This is a genomic window from Flavobacterium gyeonganense (assembly GCF_029625295.1).
Taxonomy (GTDB): domain Bacteria; phylum Bacteroidota; class Bacteroidia; order Flavobacteriales; family Flavobacteriaceae; genus Flavobacterium; species Flavobacterium gyeonganense.
This window is the reverse complement of record NZ_CP121112.1, coordinates 3378506-3395929: the sequence shown is the minus strand read 5'-3', so window position 1 is coordinate 3395929 and position 17424 is coordinate 3378506. Positions and strand designations below refer to the sequence as shown.

The 17424-nt window shown below is 35.0% G+C and carries 10 protein-coding genes and 2 pseudogenes; 8 read left to right on the top strand and 4 right to left on the bottom strand.

Annotated elements, in window-relative coordinates; all coding sequences use genetic code 11:
• The first annotated feature begins 158 nt into the window (after positions 1 to 158).
• Entirely contained in the window at positions 159 to 1310 is a 1152-nt protein-coding gene (locus P5P89_RS14665; protein WP_278009009.1) for a Gfo/Idh/MocA family protein, read from the top strand.
• A 101-nt stretch (positions 1311 to 1411) separates the two neighbouring features.
• Here P5P89_RS14665 and P5P89_RS14660 read toward each other — a convergent pair whose 3' ends face one another.
• Entirely contained in the window at positions 1412 to 2365 is a 954-nt protein-coding gene (locus P5P89_RS14660) for a YARHG domain-containing protein (RefSeq protein ID WP_278009008.1), read from the bottom strand.
• A 21-nt stretch (positions 2366 to 2386) separates the two neighbouring features.
• Positions 2387 to 5292 (bottom strand): annotated as a pseudogene (locus tag P5P89_RS14655) (FAD-binding and (Fe-S)-binding domain-containing protein).
• A 406-nt stretch (positions 5293 to 5698) separates the two neighbouring features.
• Here P5P89_RS14655 and P5P89_RS14650 point away from each other — a divergent pair.
• The 4 genes and pseudogenes from P5P89_RS14650 (at position 5699) to P5P89_RS14635 (ending at position 10328) form a co-directional block, all read left to right on the top strand.
• Positions 5699 to 6534, top strand: a pseudogene (locus P5P89_RS14650) (sulfite exporter TauE/SafE family protein).
• Positions 6512 to 6928 carry a DUF1634 domain-containing protein gene (locus P5P89_RS14645; RefSeq protein ID WP_278009007.1) on the top strand — a complete coding sequence of 139 codons (417 nt, stop codon included), beginning with the start codon at positions 6512 to 6514 and terminating at the stop codon, positions 6926 to 6928. The pseudogene P5P89_RS14650 and the gene P5P89_RS14645 overlap by 23 nt, the downstream one beginning before the upstream one ends.
• 248 nt (positions 6929 to 7176) lie before the next feature.
• Positions 7177 to 9372, top strand: coding sequence for a CHAP domain-containing protein (locus tag P5P89_RS14640; protein WP_278009006.1), 2196 nt, complete (start codon positions 7177 to 7179; stop codon positions 9370 to 9372).
• Between the two features lie 2 nt (positions 9373 to 9374).
• The gene (locus P5P89_RS14635; protein ID WP_278009005.1) at positions 9375 to 10328 is read left to right on the top strand and encodes a hypothetical protein; all 954 of its coding nucleotides are present in this window, start codon (positions 9375 to 9377) and stop codon (positions 10326 to 10328) included.
• A 148-nt stretch (positions 10329 to 10476) separates the two neighbouring features.
• Here P5P89_RS14635 and P5P89_RS14630 read toward each other — a convergent pair whose 3' ends face one another.
• Both P5P89_RS14630 and P5P89_RS14625 read right to left on the bottom strand, forming a co-directional pair.
• The gene (locus P5P89_RS14630) at positions 10477 to 10758 is read right to left on the bottom strand and encodes a hypothetical protein (protein ID WP_278009004.1); all 282 of its coding nucleotides are present in this window, start codon (positions 10756 to 10758) and stop codon (positions 10477 to 10479) included.
• Positions 10759 to 11300: 542 nt separating this feature from the next.
• A complete protein-coding gene (locus tag P5P89_RS14625) occupies positions 11301 to 12737 on the bottom strand; it encodes an AAA family ATPase (RefSeq protein ID WP_278009003.1) in 1437 nt (478 codons plus the stop codon).
• A 217-nt stretch (positions 12738 to 12954) separates the two neighbouring features.
• On the opposite strand from P5P89_RS14625, the gene P5P89_RS14620 reads away from it, so the two are divergent.
• The 3 genes from P5P89_RS14620 to P5P89_RS14610 all read left to right on the top strand — a co-directional run bounded on the left by P5P89_RS14620 (position 12955) and on the right by P5P89_RS14610 (position 17405).
• Positions 12955 to 14163, top strand: a complete 1209-nt coding sequence (locus P5P89_RS14620; protein ID WP_278009002.1) for an anhydro-N-acetylmuramic acid kinase — start codon at positions 12955 to 12957, stop codon at positions 14161 to 14163.
• Positions 14164 to 14572: 409 nt separating this feature from the next.
• Positions 14573 to 16144 carry a glycoside hydrolase family 10-like protein gene (locus P5P89_RS14615; RefSeq protein WP_278009001.1) on the top strand — a complete coding sequence of 524 codons (1572 nt, stop codon included), beginning with the start codon at positions 14573 to 14575 and terminating at the stop codon, positions 16142 to 16144.
• Positions 16131 to 17405 carry an MFS transporter gene (locus P5P89_RS14610; RefSeq protein WP_278009000.1) on the top strand — a complete coding sequence of 425 codons (1275 nt, stop codon included), beginning with the start codon at positions 16131 to 16133 and terminating at the stop codon, positions 17403 to 17405. Before P5P89_RS14615 ends, P5P89_RS14610 begins: the two co-directional genes overlap by 14 nt.
• Positions 17406 to 17424 lie beyond the last annotated feature (19 nt).

The window sequence follows — 17424 nt, the reverse complement described above, 5'->3', positions numbered from 1 at the left end:
TATTTTCATGAACAAATATGTCGCTTTTTTAGGACAATAAAATTATAATCATTTAATTTGAAGTTAATTACACTCCTACAAGCAGGTAAAATGAGTGTAAATCACTTTTCTCACAATCTGCTTTAGTAAAATGATATTTAATGTAAAGACAAAATTTTATGGAAAAAATCTCAAGACGTTCCTTTGTAAATAAATTTGGAATTGGTGTTGGTGCTTCAGTAATTGCAACAAGCCTCCCTTCTTTTTTAACTGCTGCAGAACCGGAACATTTGCCTTATACTGGAAAAAAAATAAATCTTGCCCTTTGCGGTTTAGGTATTTATGCCAACATTGTGGCCGAATCTATGCAGGGATCTGAGTATTGCAATCTTGCAGGAATAGTGACAGGAACTCCTTCAAAAGCCATTAAATGGAAAGAGAAATATAATATTCCCGAAAAGAATATCTATAATTATGACAATTTCGATGAGATCATAAAAAATAAAGATATAGACATGGTTTACGTTATCCTGCCAAACAGCATGCATAAAGATTTCGTTATTCGTTCAGCAAAAGCCAGAAAACATGTTATTACTGAAAAACCAATGGCGATTGACGTGAAAGAATGCGAAGAAATGATCAAAGCCTGCAATGATAATAAAGTACAATTGGCCATTGGATACCGCTTGCATTATGAGCCAACTCATTTAGAAATTAAGCGATTAGGACAAGAAAAAGTTTTTGGACAGGTACGATACATCGAATCATCCCTGGGATATAAAACGTATGATACCATTGCCAAAAAACCTGTTGATATAAATAGTCCGGCCAACTGGAGACTGAACAAAAAATTATCAGGTGGCGGTCCTTTAATGGATCTGGGAATTTACTGCATACAGGCCAGCCGCTATATTTTAGGGGAAGAACCGATTTCGGTTACTGCACAGTTTGGTACAATAAACGATAAAAACCGATTTTCAGAAACAGAAGAAAGCATTTCCTGGCAAATGGTATTTCCGAGTGGTGCTATGGCTAATGGCACTACCTCTTGTGGTTATAATATTGACAGAACCTACGCATCTGCTGATTATGGCTCTTTTGAATTAAGCCCTGGATTAAGTTATGGACCTTATGAAGGAAAGACCTCAAAAGGACCTTTAAAATTTCCTCCAATCAAACAACAGCAAAAACAATTAGATGAGATTTCTAAAGTGTTGCTGGAAAACAAAAAACTCCCAAACCACATTACGGGTGAGGAAGGACTGAAAGACATTAAAATTATCAATGCAATTTACAAAGCTGCAGAAACCGGGAAGAAAATAGTTTTATAGTTTTTTTGCCACTGATTAAATAGATTTACACAGATTATTTAATCTTTTTAATCTGTGGCAATATTTTTTTCACACGAAGATTCAGCAGATTTTTTATGAAATTATTCTTCAATAAAAGTTATTTTTTTTGCCATCTTTTTTTGCCATCCATACGGCAAAATAGAGTGGTTATTTTCGACCATTTGCTCCATTTGCTCCACAATTTTGTCCTGTATTTTCTTTGGCAGAGCATAAAAATCGGTATCTATCTTAAGATTCCTTTCATCATCTAAAACGCCATTTTGAATTCGTACTCCAATTTTTTTACCCTTATAATACAATAAAATTTTGATTCTTCCATCGCTATAACCATTATAACCGCTGGTGCCATAAATAATCATTGGTTCTATGATACCGTCATTATCAAAATCTTCCACATAGATATATCGCGTCCAAAACCATACACTTTCTTCTTCCTTATCTTTGGCATCATTTGTTTCAAAAGTTTTGATCAAACCATTGCCCTGTATTTTAAAATTTAATGCTTTGATCGAATTATTAAAAACATTTCCACCAGTTGGCTCTTTAAATTTGTTTTCCGTTAAAACTAAATAATACTGTCCAGCTTTATCCTTATAACTGTAAACTTTCCAGATATTAAAATTTATACCTAATTCTTTTCTTTTTTCTTTTGGAAAAATTTCATTTATCTTTTCTTCTGAAATAATTTTGTATTTGCTATTATTTTCAGTCGAAATAAACTGCGAAATTTCATTAATTTTTTGCGACAGGATTGCAATATTCCTTTTTTCAATATCCGAATAAACAATACTTTTATTATCATTTACAGGCTTATACCAGCTATATTTTTTGAAATAATCAGCATATTCAGGATTTGAAAACACATATCCCTTTCGGGCGTAAATCTCGTTTTTTAATAATTTTAAAGCATTAATATCTTCATTTTCCAGTTTAGTCTCATCAATGAGTTCCAATGAACATTTTGAACAATCTACTCTATTTTGTGCTTTCGCTAAAAGTGTTGTGAATAAAATGATGCTCAAACAAAATTTCATATACATAAATTAAAGCCTTAGTTATTTTAAACAACTTCTTAAAATTGAAACCGGATGCTGAGCCTCACGACTCGTTCCATCATAAATCTGATGACGGCAGCTTGTTCCCGCAGCAGCAATTTTTACATTTTCGGCTGTATTACGCACTTTTGGAAATAAGGTATCTTCACCCATCTGCATGCTCACTTTATAATGTTCTTTTTCATAACCAAAAGAACCGGCCATTCCACAGCAGCCCGAATTATAAATGGTAACCGTATTATTTTTAGGCAGATTCAGCATGGCAAAAGTCGCTTCAACAGAACTTAAAGATTTCTGGTGGCAATGTCCGTGAATTTTGATTTCTTTCGTTTCTTCTGAAAAAGAATCAGGTGTGATTTTTCCATCATTGATTTCTTTTTTGAAGAATTCTTCAATCGTAAACGTATTTCGGGATAATTTTTCTGCTGCATCTTTATCATCTGCCAAACGAAGGTATTCATCCCTGAAAGTCAAAATCGCCGAAGGTTCTATTCCAACCAAAGGCGCATTTCCTAAAACCAGATCTTTAAATACATTTACATTGTGATTGGCAATTTTCTTGGCTTCTTCCAAAAATCCTTTTGATAAATAGGCTCTTCCGCTTTCTTCGTGATCGATAACTAAAACCTGATAACCTAATTTTGTCAATAATTCGAAAGCATCGATTCCGATATTCACATCGTAATAATTCGTGAATTCATCTACAAACAAATACAATCTTCCGCTAGGAAAATCAGTAGTTGAAGGCTTATGATTTTGGAACCATTTTCTAAAAGTCTTTTTCGCCAATAACGGAACTTGTCTTTCCGGCGCAATTCCCATAGTTTTTTTAACCAAAGCCTGATTCGAAATAAAATTCGTAATCGATGGGAATATGCTTCCCATTTTATTCAGTTTGGCGTTGTTGGCAAAAATCTTACTTCGGGTTGAGAATCCGTTTGCTTTTTGATATTGGTATAAAAATTCGGCTTTTAGAGTTGCTACATCCACATTACTAGGGCATTCGCTTGCACACGCTTTGCAGCTCACACACAACTCAAAAACTTCGTATAATTCTTTCTGGTCGAATTTGTTTTCTTTTTCAGAATAGGTCAGATATTCACGCAACGCATTAGCCCTTGCACGAGTGGTTTCTTTTTCGTTTCGGGTTGCACGATAGCTCGGACACATCGCTCCTCCGCCAGACGGCAGTTTACGGCAGTCACCGGAACCGTTGCATTTTTCGGCTGCACGCAAAATCCCTAAACTGTCTGAGAAATCCTGAAATGTTTTGATATCCGGTTCAATTCTGCCCGAAATCACACGATGATTTTCGTCCATTTTTCCGGCATTGACAATTTTCCCAATATTCAAAACCGAATTCGGATCGAACGCCAGTTTGATTCTTTTCAGTAATTCGTAATTCTTTTCACCAATCATAAACGGAATAAATTCCCCACGTACAATTCCGTCGCCATGTTCACCACTTAATGAACCTCTGTATTTTTTCACCAAATGCGCTACCTCTGTCGCAATGGTTCTGAATAATTTTAAATCTTCAGTCTTCTTCAAATTCAAAACAGGACGCAAGTGCAATTCTCCCGCACCGGCATGTGCATAATAAATCGCTTCCTGACCGTGGCTTAACATCATCGCCGAAAATTCTGCAATATAGGCTGGCAAATCGCTCAATTCAACCGCTGTATCCTCAATTGAATCCGCCGCTTTATTGTCGCCTACAATACTTCCTAAAAGACCAAGTCCGGCTTTTCTCAGTTCGTTGGCTTTGTCAATATCAGCTCCGTAAATCTTTACATTGGCATAACCAAAATTGTTTTTTTCTAGATCGGCAATTAAAGCATCGGCTTGCTTTTCGGCTTCTTCCAAAGTATGACCCGCGACTTCAAACATCATAATCGCTTTTGGTTCACCCTGCAAAAAAACCTGTTTTTTACGTGTTCCCGATTCGTTTTGGTACAATCTAAAATCGTATCGTCAATCATTTCGCAGGTGTACAAATGATGCTTCATTGCGACCACAACCGACTCTAAAGATTCCTGAATCGTATGATAATGTCCAACCACCATAATACTGTGCGCAGGCGGAAGATCATCCACTTTCAGTGTCACTTCTGTTGTAAAAGCCAAAGTTCCTTCGCTTCCGCAAAGCAGTTTTCCTAAATTGATTGTCGGTTCTGTTCCGCCAAACAATTCTGATTTTAGCAGAATATCAACCGCATAACCGGTGTTTCTCCTGTGAATTTCAGGTTTCGGAAACTCCTTTTTAATTTCTTCCTGATTTTCTTTTACTGAAAGTTCGTCGTAAACACTTTTGTATATTTTATTTTCTAAAGTATCGCCTTTTGTTTTTTCGATAAATTCAGCCGAAGTCAGATCTGTAAAAACCACTTCAGAACCGTCGCTCAAAATTGCTTTAACTTCAGCAATTTTATCTCTCGTAACACCATACCGAATCGAGGTTGTTCCCGAAGAGTTATTTCCGACCATTCCGCCAATCATGGCGCGGTTTGAGGTTGATGTGATTGGAGCGAAAAATACACCGTGAGGTTTTAGGAATAAATTCAGTTCATCGCGAATGACACCGGGCTGAACCGTAACCGTTTTCTTTTCGGCATCAAACGAAATAATTTTAGTAAAATGCTTCGAAACATCAATTACCAATCCGTCTCCTACTGCCTGTCCTGCCAGTGAGGTTCCCGCAGTTCTTGGTGTAATCGACATGTTATGATTCGCTGCAAACTTTATTAGTTTGGCAATATCAGCGGTCGTTTTGGGTATAGCCACCGCATTGGGTTTAATCCGGTACACCGACGCATCGGTTGAATAAAGCGTTTTATGAAGATCATCGTATAAAAGTATTCCTTCTAATGATGCAGACAGTTGTTCTAACTCCTTAATTATTGACATTCTGATTGAATTTATAACCTAAAACTGATATGATTTTTCGGTAACAAAAATACTCTTATTTCCTTTGTTTTTATTCTAAATTAAGAAAATTAGCCACTGATTTTTCAATGTTTACGCCAGAATACTGCGAACTTGTACTGTATTTTGGATTTCAGCCGTTTTTATAAGTGTGTTTTTTATACTTATTATTTAATCCCTGAATTTGCAATTATTATTTTATGGAGCCAATTCCAGCTGTCCGCTATATCTTTTGTTGCGAACACCGCCACAAAAGGATGCCGCTTTCATCTGGGCTAAAATGTTCGTTTTCATAAGAAACTCATCTTGGAATAATAATTTTTAAGTACTTTTTAAGCTTTAATAGCCAATATGTATTCGTAAATTAGCAGCCAGAAAAAACATACCCATGACAATATTAACATTTACGCTGATTATGCTTTTAGGAGCTTTTTTAGCCGGTTTCATAGGCTCCTTGTCCGGATTAGGCGGCGGAATTATCATCATACCACTACTCACAGTTCTTCTCGGAGTTGATATTCATTATGCAATCGGGGCAGCATTGGTTTCTGTAATTGCGACTTCATCAGGTTCTGCGGCGGCTTATGTCAAAGAAGGAATTACCAATATGCGTCTCGGTATATTCCTCGAAATCGCCACCACACTCGGAGCCGTTGGCGGGGCACTGCTTTCCACAATCGCACCGACGTCTTTTATAGCCGTTTTATTCGGACTCACGCTTATTTTCTCGGCTGTTAATTCACTCCGAAAAAAGAAGAACATATTGTTTTAGAATCCAGTCCGCTGGCAAAAAAACTACATCTAAACGGCAGCTACCCTACTCATGACGGAGAAGTAATTGCATACGGAACAAAAAATGTAATTGGCGGATTCAGCATGATGGGCATCGCCGGAATGATGTCCGGATTATTAGGGATCGGTTCCGGAGCTTTCAAAGTAATTGCTATGGACAATATCATGCGGATTCCCTTTAAGGTTTCTACCACCACCAGTAATTTTATGATGGGCGTTACCGCAATGGCAAGTTCCGTAATTTATATTCAGAAAGGCTATATCGAACCCGGAATCTGTATGCCAGTTGTAATTGGCGTTTTATTCGGAGCCATGGCAGGAGCCAAAATTCTGGTGAGAACCAACCCTAAGAAACTGCGTATCTTCTTTGCCTGTCTCATTTTTGTACTGGCAATAAACATGATTTACAATGGCATTAACGGAAAAATCTAAAAACATGACACCAAATATATCTCAGGAAAAAGATTTTCAGAACATTATAGGCAATTTATTGCGCTACGGCGTTTGGACAGCATTGTCTGTAGCCGCCATTGGAGGCATCGTTTATCTGTTGCACCACGGTCAGGAAATCGAAGACTACTCGGTATTTATAGAAAATGATAAAAACATTTTTGAAGTAATCGCAACCATTTACCAGGGTGTAATTCAGGGAAAAGGCGACGCGATCATCTTCTCCGGAATCATACTTTTGTTCCTCACGCCTGTATTTCGGGTATTACTGTCCTTATTTTCTTTTCTCCTCGAAAAAGACTACCTCTATGTGGCCATTACCACCATCGTAATCGGAATCATTATTCTCAGTATTTCGTTTGGGTTTTCGCATTAATAGAGCTATTTTATTTTAAGGATTTTCAGGAGCTATTTCCAGCTGTCCGCTATATTCCCGATAACAAAAACTAGGGCTAAAAAGCCTTGTTTTTCTAATCGGGAGATGCCGCTTCCATCTGGGCTAGAAACTCATATTTGTAAGAAATTTATTTTCCATTATTGTTGTTTTAATGAATTTAATATTTATATTCGTCAAATAATTAAAGAAAAATCTTATTCTAAATTATTACCCCAAATACGATATAAATGTCAGATTTTAAAATAACCGGAAATCCTGCCCCAGAAGTGGGCAAGGAAGAGTTTTACTCAGTCAATACCCTACTTCCTAAAATAGGACTTTTTTCAGACCAGATTCCTTCAAATACTCTTAACCATTTTGAATATCCTGTTACATGGGAAGTTTATGTTTTGGAACTTGGTAAATGGAGAAAAGCAAAAGGAAATGAAAAAACAGGAAACACCGTATCATTTACTTTTTTACAAAGAAGCCTAACCCGAAAAGGGATTCGCATTGTAGCGAAACGTGGTGAACAGATCGCCTACCTGGATATAAAAACTCATCCGGCTGAAATTCCAAAAATTCAAAGTATTGAATTACTTGATATAAACGGTAAAAAACCAACGAAACCATTAGCTTACGGGCAAACCATTAAAGCAAGGGTTCATTGCCTGCACATGGATTGGCAGAGAGTATATGTTACACTTTGGGAAGATGATGCAGACGGAGGTGGACATGATAAGCTAAATGAAAAAAACAAAGCGCAAACACTTTCTGGTACCGTAAAAAATGGAATTGCCGATATTGATTTTAAATTAACACCCGATTTCAAAAAAATAGCCAATGCAAGAAATGCCAATGAAGGGCAAACCCATGAGTATTATGCAACCGCCGAAATATTTCTAGAAGAAAAAGTTAGCAGTAATAATTTAAATGTAAACAATTCTGATTACCGACCGGAACCCAAACAGCCCGCCAAAAAAACAATTCCAGCCGAAACAAAAGACAAATCCAAAAAAGACAAAAAAGGAATACAACCACCGTCAACTGGTAAAAAATACGATTGGGTTGAAGAAGCTTTCAAAATAAAACCCATATTTTTACCTGATCCAATGGAGTTTACAAATAGTGTAATGAAGATTTTTGTACCGGATGCAGAGGATGAAAAGAAGAAAAAAGCGACAACATGTACATGCAAAGATTTTGATTTGGTATGGGGAGGTCACCCGAATTTGACTTGCGATTTCAAGAAAAAAGTTGTTGAGATAAGTAAAAGACAAAATTTTGACCCTAATCATTTAATGGCCGTAATGTGGGTAGAAACATACAAAACATTTTCTACATCTTTAGTAAAATTAATGCCAACTGGTAAATTTAGAGCTAATGGCAAACCCAAAAAAGATAATAGAGGATTAAATGAAAAAGAGATAAAGGATTTACCTGAAAATTTTTCAGGTGCAGTTGGTTTAATTCAATTTACCCCAGTAGCAATAGATGAATTAAATAATTACTACAATTATTCACTGACAAAAAGAAAATTAGCTTTAATGAGCCAATTAGAGCAATTAGATTATGTCGAAAAATATATCGAATATTGGATTGATGCAAATAAGATAAAAAGCAAATTAACGTTAGCAGATTTATATTTACTTGTATTTTCACCTTCAAAAATGAATGGAAGTAATGATTCTACAACACTCTATAAAGAGGGAACAACTTACTATAAAGCAAACGAATCAATCGATACTGATAAAGAAAACGGTATAACTAAAAAAGAGTTGGCTCACAGAGCGTATGAATCATTAAAAGAAGGAAGCAAAAAAGAGAATAAATCCTCAGAATTTACTTGTGGGGTACTTGATGAAAAAAAGATAGACGATATTCCTACTTCTGGTGTTTTGGAAGAAATGAAAATAATTGCCGATAGTCATCGAGCATATTTGCAGGAAACTAATAAAAATCGAACAGCAGATACTGAAGCTGGATTAGCAAAAATGGATTGTTCTGAGTTTGTTAGCAGATATCTTCATAAGCTTGGGATAACAAAAAAAATAATTTATATGACAACTGCGAATATGAATAATGAAAATAGTTTTCGAAAAATCATTGATAATGAAAATATTGATTTGGTTGAAGGAAGTAAGTTATCCACATTTAAACCTCAAAAAGGAGATGTTTTCGCTTGGGGACGTACAAAAAACGGAAGTTGGGGAGGTCATACAGGAGTTGTTTATGAGTATGATGAATCTAATGACACGGTTACTATAATGGAGGCGATAGGAAAATCAGGAGCTGTTGGGGAAAGAAAACAAGTAAAGAATGGTGGAGATTCAGAAACTAATTGTACCAGAACAGCAATTTATGACAGATTAGGAGGAGCACTATTCGGTCATGATGGCTGGTTCGGTTATTATAGACCTAAAAATTACACCAAAAAATTATAAAAATGAAAAAAGGAATATTAATGATTGCATTGATTGTTTATTCATTCACTAGCTGTCAAGAAAAAGCAAATACATTAAAGATAAATAATACTAAAAGTATAATTAACAAAAAAACTGTAAACAAAAGTCAAAATACAGATTTTTTGAAAAACCTACAGGATATCTGTGTAGAAGATGATGGTGTATTTAAAAATTGTGATGAACTGTTTACCAAAGATGGTTCTTCCTTATTTTTTATAATTATACCAAAAATTGGTGCAAAGAATTGGTATAATAAGCAAACTGAAAATATAAGTGGTGAAATTTATGAAGTGAATAATATATTAATTGATAAAGTAAAAAATAATAATAGTTTAAGTAATGAATTTGACATTTGGTTATTTTTCATTGATAAAAAATATACAGAATTTGTTGGTATGGATTCTCCGTACAATTTCAAAACCCCTAGAACTACGGATTTGTTTTACTTAAATTCAAATAACAATTGGGAAAAGCTTGAAAGTTTTAAAGTTTTAAATGAAAAAGACGATAAAAGTGAAACTAAATGGAGAAGTAACTTTATAGATAAAATTATTAATCAATCAAACTCCAAAACTGTTTTAAGCAAAATATCTAATAAATGGATTGGAAAATATTCAACTTATTTTAGTTATGGAAAAATTGGAGGAGAAAATGCCGGCTGGAATTTAGACATTGAAATCTCAAACGATAGCATTATAGCTACTGGAGACGGTTATCAAATAGGATTTAAAGATTTATTAACTACGAAAGAGAATGATAATGAATTAGTATTAAATCATTTAAAAAACTTAAATGGCTATAAGTTAGGTGCAAAAATGAATCCTGAATTTATATTAATTGAAGATAAAGGAAAATATTTTATTAAAACAAAATGGATTGACAATGATATAGTGACAAAACCAAAAAAAATGGGATATGAAATTATAAAACAATAAAACTTTGCAAAAGAATATCATCAAATTAAGAGTAGTTGTTCGCTAATTCTGGTGCTCGATTGCATCGAATACCATAGGAATTGTTGATACAAAAAAAGCTCCGCATATTGCGAAGCTTTAATAATATTCTAAATTTTAATAATTGACTTTAAGTAAATTTTACCGCTGTCTTTCTGCAAGCCTTGATAATCTGCTCATCTGAAAACGCTGACAACGTTTCTGCCAGATTTCTGCTGGTTCTTAAACAGCTTAGCATTTTGAGTCTTAAATCCTGATCGTCGCCTAATTCTGTTGCGAGCATTAGTTCAAAAATTTCCAACAGGTACAGAGGCTGTTTTTTAAAATCTCCCTCAAACCAAAGGTCTGAAACGAAATTGGCCATAGATGGCATGACATCGTGATGAGATGTTTTTTGATTTTCTTTTAGCATAATCGAAAATATTAAACGCACGAAACCCTCGCTTTAGATGTGCTAAAATACCCATATAGGATAGATTTACCATTGTTTCCGCAGGTACATCATGGCGAGGGAATCGCTTATGTTAACTTATAAAGTTTTCAGGATAATTTCCTAAGGTATTTTAGCAAAGCAAAGATATAATTTTTATTGATTTTACAAGATTTCACCTGTAAATAATATTGTTAGAAATATTAGAACGGTAATTCTGTTGCTCGATTGCATCGATTACCTATTTTCTTTTGAATTTTAAACATAGCGTTTACAAAGCGGATATTTTTAGGACTTAATATAAATCTACTGAAATTGAGACTGTATCATTTCAATTTTATGAAAGTTTTACTTTAATTATTCGCGTTGCAAACGCTACGTTTCGGTTACATAATATAAGTAGGTACTCGATGCAATCAAGCACCAGATTTGTTGGTAAACGAGCGCTAGTTAGGTTTATATTAATCTAACATAATATTGATGTTAATTGAATAGTATATTCTATTTTAAACATCTCTAGAAACCTATTGATTAATTTTCCAATATTCTTGTAAAGCTATTTGTGAACAATATTCTTGAAATTGAGCCGGAGTTTCCTGAGTTTCTGTCCTAATATACTCTAATACCTTTTCTAATTCATCATTAAAATCTCCAAGTATCTTATTAGCCATCTCAATTTTATTTTCTCTTTCCATATATGTAAGCTCAATTGCTTTATCAATTCTTCCTGGTCTTGTGGAAACAAAATTTAGCGTTCCATCATCAAGAGTCTGAGGAACCCCAATCGCTGAATCAATTTTTGTAATATCATTAGTAGTTATTATAGTAAAAACACCTTCTGATTTATCAACCCCATCAATACAATTTAGTAATGTATCAAATGTCAAAGGCATCTTCATAGACTGATTTTCCGTGTTAGCTCCATCATCACTGTTTTGTAATAAACCTGACAAAACCATTGAATTTTGGGCTATATTTTTCCTTTTATCAAAAACATTGTCAATATCTTCAATGAGTGCAATACAAGGAACATTAAGTTGCATACTTTGCCAAGATTTTACAAATTCATTATTTGATAATTGACCTATCGAAAAAAAATAAATTGGCATATCCAAATCTTCTGCAAAAGCACGTGCCAATGCAGTTTTTCCTGTACCTGGAGGACCATACAAAAGCCAACCTCTTTTCCATGGGATTCCTTTTTCCTTGTACCAATTTTGGCTTTTTACCCAGAGTCCAATAATGTCAATTAAATTCTTAATTTTTTTAGGAAAAAAAAGATTCTCTAGTGCTTTTCCATTACTTTTCCTTTCTCTACCTAATTCATCTTGTGTTACACCCAAGATCCGATATTGATTCTGTTTATACCATGCATAACCAGAATTATGTCCATGTCGCTCACTTCCACCATATTCTCTCTCAGGAAAATAATAGATATTGAATCTATTTGAATTCTCTTCCTTTTCATCAATATTCCAACTTACGTTATTTCTCCCAATTATTGATTTAGTTACAATTTCATCGAAGTTAACAGTAAATCGTAAACAAAAAATATATGAATAAGTCTTGTCAGTTTCACTTATCGAATGAGGATTGTTGTCATTTCCTATTTCTGTATGAGGGTTTGTGTGGGTAAAATAAAAAGGAAGCCTAAAAAGCTTCAAAAACTTTTTCTCAGTTAAAAATATTATAGATTTTACTCCATATTTTTCATATGGAACAAGTCCATATTTTCCATTTCTATATGACTCATATTGTGAGCCATAAACCCTATCATAACTTGATATTTTTTTATAATTTGTTATCAAATATGCAACTATAGCATCATGCGTATCTTCACTTTTAATCTCAATTTTTTGAATAAATGTCGATATAATTATCCATATTACGGTCTTTATCTTATCCCAAAATCCTACAACGAATGCTACTAACGCACTTCCTTTTAAAAAATCTATAATCATATTTAATATATTATTTAAAAAAACAAATTTAAATTTTTAATCATTATAACTATTATGGAAAACCATAAGCTTATTTTAAAACAAGGATAGAGATAAATGAAAATTGAACAACACGTATATATACCCGTTTTCTAAAACCAAAAAATCCCCAACTTTCCCTAAATTTACCCCCAAAACATTCCGATTTTAGCATAATCAAAAAAAAGCCTCCATCAAAATGAACAAAAACATAACCGCTCTCTATAATATTGCCCAAAAACAAACCCGAAAAATAATAGGTTTAATGTCCGGAACTTCGCTGGACGGGCTTGATATTGCGCTTTGTGCTATTTCCGGAGCTGGCGAAAATACCGCTGTAAAAATTCTGGAATTCGAAACCATCAATTATTCCGAAGACATTAAAACCGAAATCCGTAAAGTGTTTGCCCAGAAAACCATAGATTTTCAGCATTTGGCATTACTAAACGAATGGATTGGAATATTACATGCCAGCATGATTAATGAGAGTTTAGCCAAATGGAATATTCAGGCAAGTGAAGTCGAGTTAATCGCTTCCCATGGACAAACAGTTTTGCATGCTCCGAAGTTTTTGCATCAGCAGGAAAAATTCCCAAATGCGACTTTGCAAATTGGTGATGGCGACCATATTGCCGTAAAAACCGGAATTATCACACTTTCAGATTTCAGGCAAAAACACGTTGCAGCGGGTGGCGAAGGCGCACCTTTGGCCGTTTATGGCGATTATTTATTATTCAGCAAAAAAGGCGAAAACCGAATCATGCTCAACATGGGCGGAATCGCAAACTTTACCTATCTGCCCGCTTCCCTAAACGCCGAGGAAGTTTTTGTAACCGATACCGGAACAGCCAATACCTTAATCGACATTTTCACCAAACAGTTTTTCCCTGAAAAAAGTTACGATAAAGATGCCGAAATCGCCCAAAGAGGAATCGTAAATCAAATTCTTTTGTCGGAACTAAAAAACGATGCTTTCTTCACGAAAAGTTTCCCAAAAACCATCGGGCAGGAATTATTCAACAAAAGTTTTGTTGATTTGGCACTTTCAAAAACCAAACTCGAAAACATTTCGGCACCAGATTTGCTGGCTACTTTAACACGCCTGAGCGCAGAGACAATTGCAGAAGCGATTCAGTTTGTAGTTAAAAACAGCGGAACACCAATTGAGGAATTCAAAGTATATATGTCGGGAGGTGGCACTAACAATCCGTTATTGGTGAAATGGTTAAAAGAATTATTGCCTTTCGAATTTCAAAAAAGCGATGATTTGGGTATTTTAAGCGATGCCAAAGAAGCGGTTTTATTTGCGGTTTTAGCCAATGAAACGGTTGCCGGCGGCCATTATAATTTTGGTACAAACAAAGGAATTCCTTCTGTAACGATGGGTAAAATTTCGTTTCCGGATTAAAATTAACCTTGGATTATTATTTTGGAATGTTCTCAAAAAATCAAAATGTTTCTCTTTAGCCCCGATTACTTCACTTAACTTCTATTTTTATTGGAGTTCAGTGAACTTTGTTTGAAGTAGAAATCCTTTTGTGCCGGGGTTCGGCACAAAAGATTACTTCACTTAATTTTTATTTTTAATCGGAGTTCAGTGAACTTCGTTTGTATCGGAAAGCGGGACGATGCTTATTAGAAAAGCCTAATCGTTCTGCTTCAAAAATGAATAATCAAATTCAGTTACAAACTAATCGTATAAAAAGCCAAAACAATTACATGAAAACCAAACAAATAACGTTTAAATTATAATTTCTGAATTATTTACGATAGTCGGTTAAAAAAACTATTTTTGGTTTCTGTTAAAAAAGATTGAAATGCATAAAAATCAACACCTAATATACTCCATCATATTTTTATTTTTCTTTGGATGGAATATCAGTTCACAGGAGAAACACAAACATCCTAAAAATGAATTTAGAGGTGTCTGGATTGCAACTGTTGTAAATATTGACTGGCCCAAAACGGCGATTGATAACGTTGAAAAAGAAAAAGCAGATTATATCGGAATTTTAGAGGCTTACAAAAAACTGAATTACAATGCCGTAATTGTTCAGATTAGAAGTGTCGGTGATGCTTTTTACCCTTCAGAACTAGCGCCATGGTCAAGGTTTTTAACAGGCAAGGAAGGTCAGGCTCCGAGTCCGTATTATGATGCATTGGCCTGGATGATCGAGCAGGCACACGAAAGAGGTTTTGAATTTCATGCCTGGATGAACCCATACCGCGCGACTTTCGATTTAAATAAACAGCAATTAAGCCCTAATCACGATATTTTCAAACATCCGGAATGGATGATTGAATATGGAGGAAAACTATATTATGATCCAGCTTTGCCGGAAGTTCAGTCGCATTTAACCAAAGTGGTGAAAGAGGTTGTTGACAAATACGACATCGACGCCATTCACTTTGATGATTATTTTTATCCCTATGCCGTTCCTGGAAAAGTGTTTAACGACACAGCATCCTTCAAAAAATACGGAAGCGGCTTATCGCTTGCGGACTGGCGTCGTGCCAATGTGAGCAATTTTGTACACACGATTTCTACTACTATAAAAGCCAGCAAACCGTGGGTGCAATTCGGAATCAGTCCGTTTGGGGTTTGGCGAAATAAATCGGTAGACCCAAAAGGTTCCGAGACACAGTCAACTTCAAATTATGACGATTTATATGCAGATCCGGTTTTATGGATGGACCAGAAATGGATTGATTACATTCTGCCACAACTCTATTGGAGCATGAACAATCGTGTTGCCAATTACTCAAAATTAGTAAAATGGTGGTCTGAGAATTCAAATAATACAGCCATTTACATCGGTCACGCATCCTATAAAATTAGAGGAGACAGTGATAAAAGCTGGAATTTCATGTCAGAAATCCCGAATCAGATCGATTATTTGAGAAGTTTCAAAAACGTAAGCGGAAGCGCTTATTTCAGTGCTAAATGGTTCATGGACAAAAACTTTGATATTGTTCGTCATTTAGAAGAAAATCAATATTTGTATCCGGCTCTTCCACCGGCAGTTCCTAATCTTAAACGTGTTATTATTGACACGCCAGTTGTCAATGAATACACAAAAGACAGTCTTCGTTATACATTCAGTATAAAATCGCCTTTAAATACAAAAGTGAGATACCTGGTGATTTATGGAGCTGATCATATTTCGAAAATAGACATTAATGACCCAAGACAAATTATTGACAAAGTAAGGGTTTACGAAAACGAAGGAGGAATTTTACTTTCTGTAGCTTCACAAAAAATCAATCAGTACAAAGCTTGTGCTGTGACATTTATTGACTATTTTGCAAACGAAAGTACGCCTACTATTATCGACTTAAAAAAGACATTTAAAAATTATATCCCTGCCCAGCCAAATGAAAACAGATAATACTCCGTGGTTTTGGATTCCGCTTCTCAATTTTGCTTCCGGACTGCCTTATGCCGTGATTATTTCGGTTTCGGTAATTATGTACAAAAATCTGGGGATTTCAAATGAAGATATCGGTGTTTACACCAGTTTATTGTATTTGCCATGGGTTATAAAACCGCTTTGGAGTCCTTTTATTGAATTAAACGGCACCAAAAGAAAATGGTTTTTATCGATGCAGTTACTCATTTCTATTGCGTTTTTACTGGTCGGATTTACGATTCCAACAAACGGATTTTTCATGATGAGTTTAGCAATATTTTGGGTAGCGGCTTTTGCTTCAGCTTCAAATGATATTGCAAGCGATGGTTTTTATTTATTAGCATTAAAAAAAGAACAGCAATCGTTTTTTCTCGGCATCAGAAGTACTTTTTACCGACTTTCACTTTTAGCAGGAAACGGACTTATCGTTTTGTTTGCCGGGTATCTGGAGCACAAATACGGTGATAATACAAAAGCCTGGTCGTACACGATGATTGCAGTTGGTTTATTAATGATCTTTATTACACTTTATAACTTCATTTTTACGCCAAAAACTGAAATAAACGCTGTAGAAAATAGTCAGGAAGCACATCATAATCAAAACTTCGGAACTGTATTCGCCAGTTTTTTTAAGAAAAAACAAATCGGATTGGTTTTGGCTTTTATTCTGGTTTTCAGATTAGGAGAATCGCAGCTGCTTAAAATGCTAAGTCCTTTTTTACTGGACGGAAAAGAAATAGGCGGAATGGGATTAGACACGGAAGCTGTTGGAATAATTTATGGAACTTTTGGCGTTGGTGCTTTAACTTTAGGCGGAATTTTAGGCGGAATTGCGATTTCAAAACAAGGTCTTACCAAATGGATGTTGCCCATGTTCCTGGCGATGCATCTACCAATTATTGGTTTCATCTTATTAGCCTTTTTTCATCCAACATCAATATATTACATTTATGCCGTTGTGATCTTAGAACAATTCGGTTATGGTTTTGGTTTTACTGCTTTTATGATGTACCTGATTCATGTTGCTGAAGGAGAATCAAAAACAGCACATTATGCACTGGCAACCGGCTTTATGGCTATGGGAATGATGCTTCCGGGCATGTTGAGCGGTTATATACAACACTATTTAGGTTATCAAAATTTCTTTATTTGGGTTTTGATAGCTACAATTCCAGGTCTTATTTTATCACGTTTTTTAATATTCCCGAAGGATTTCGGAAAAAAAACAGAAGAAGTTTAACCCCAAATCAAACTTTTAC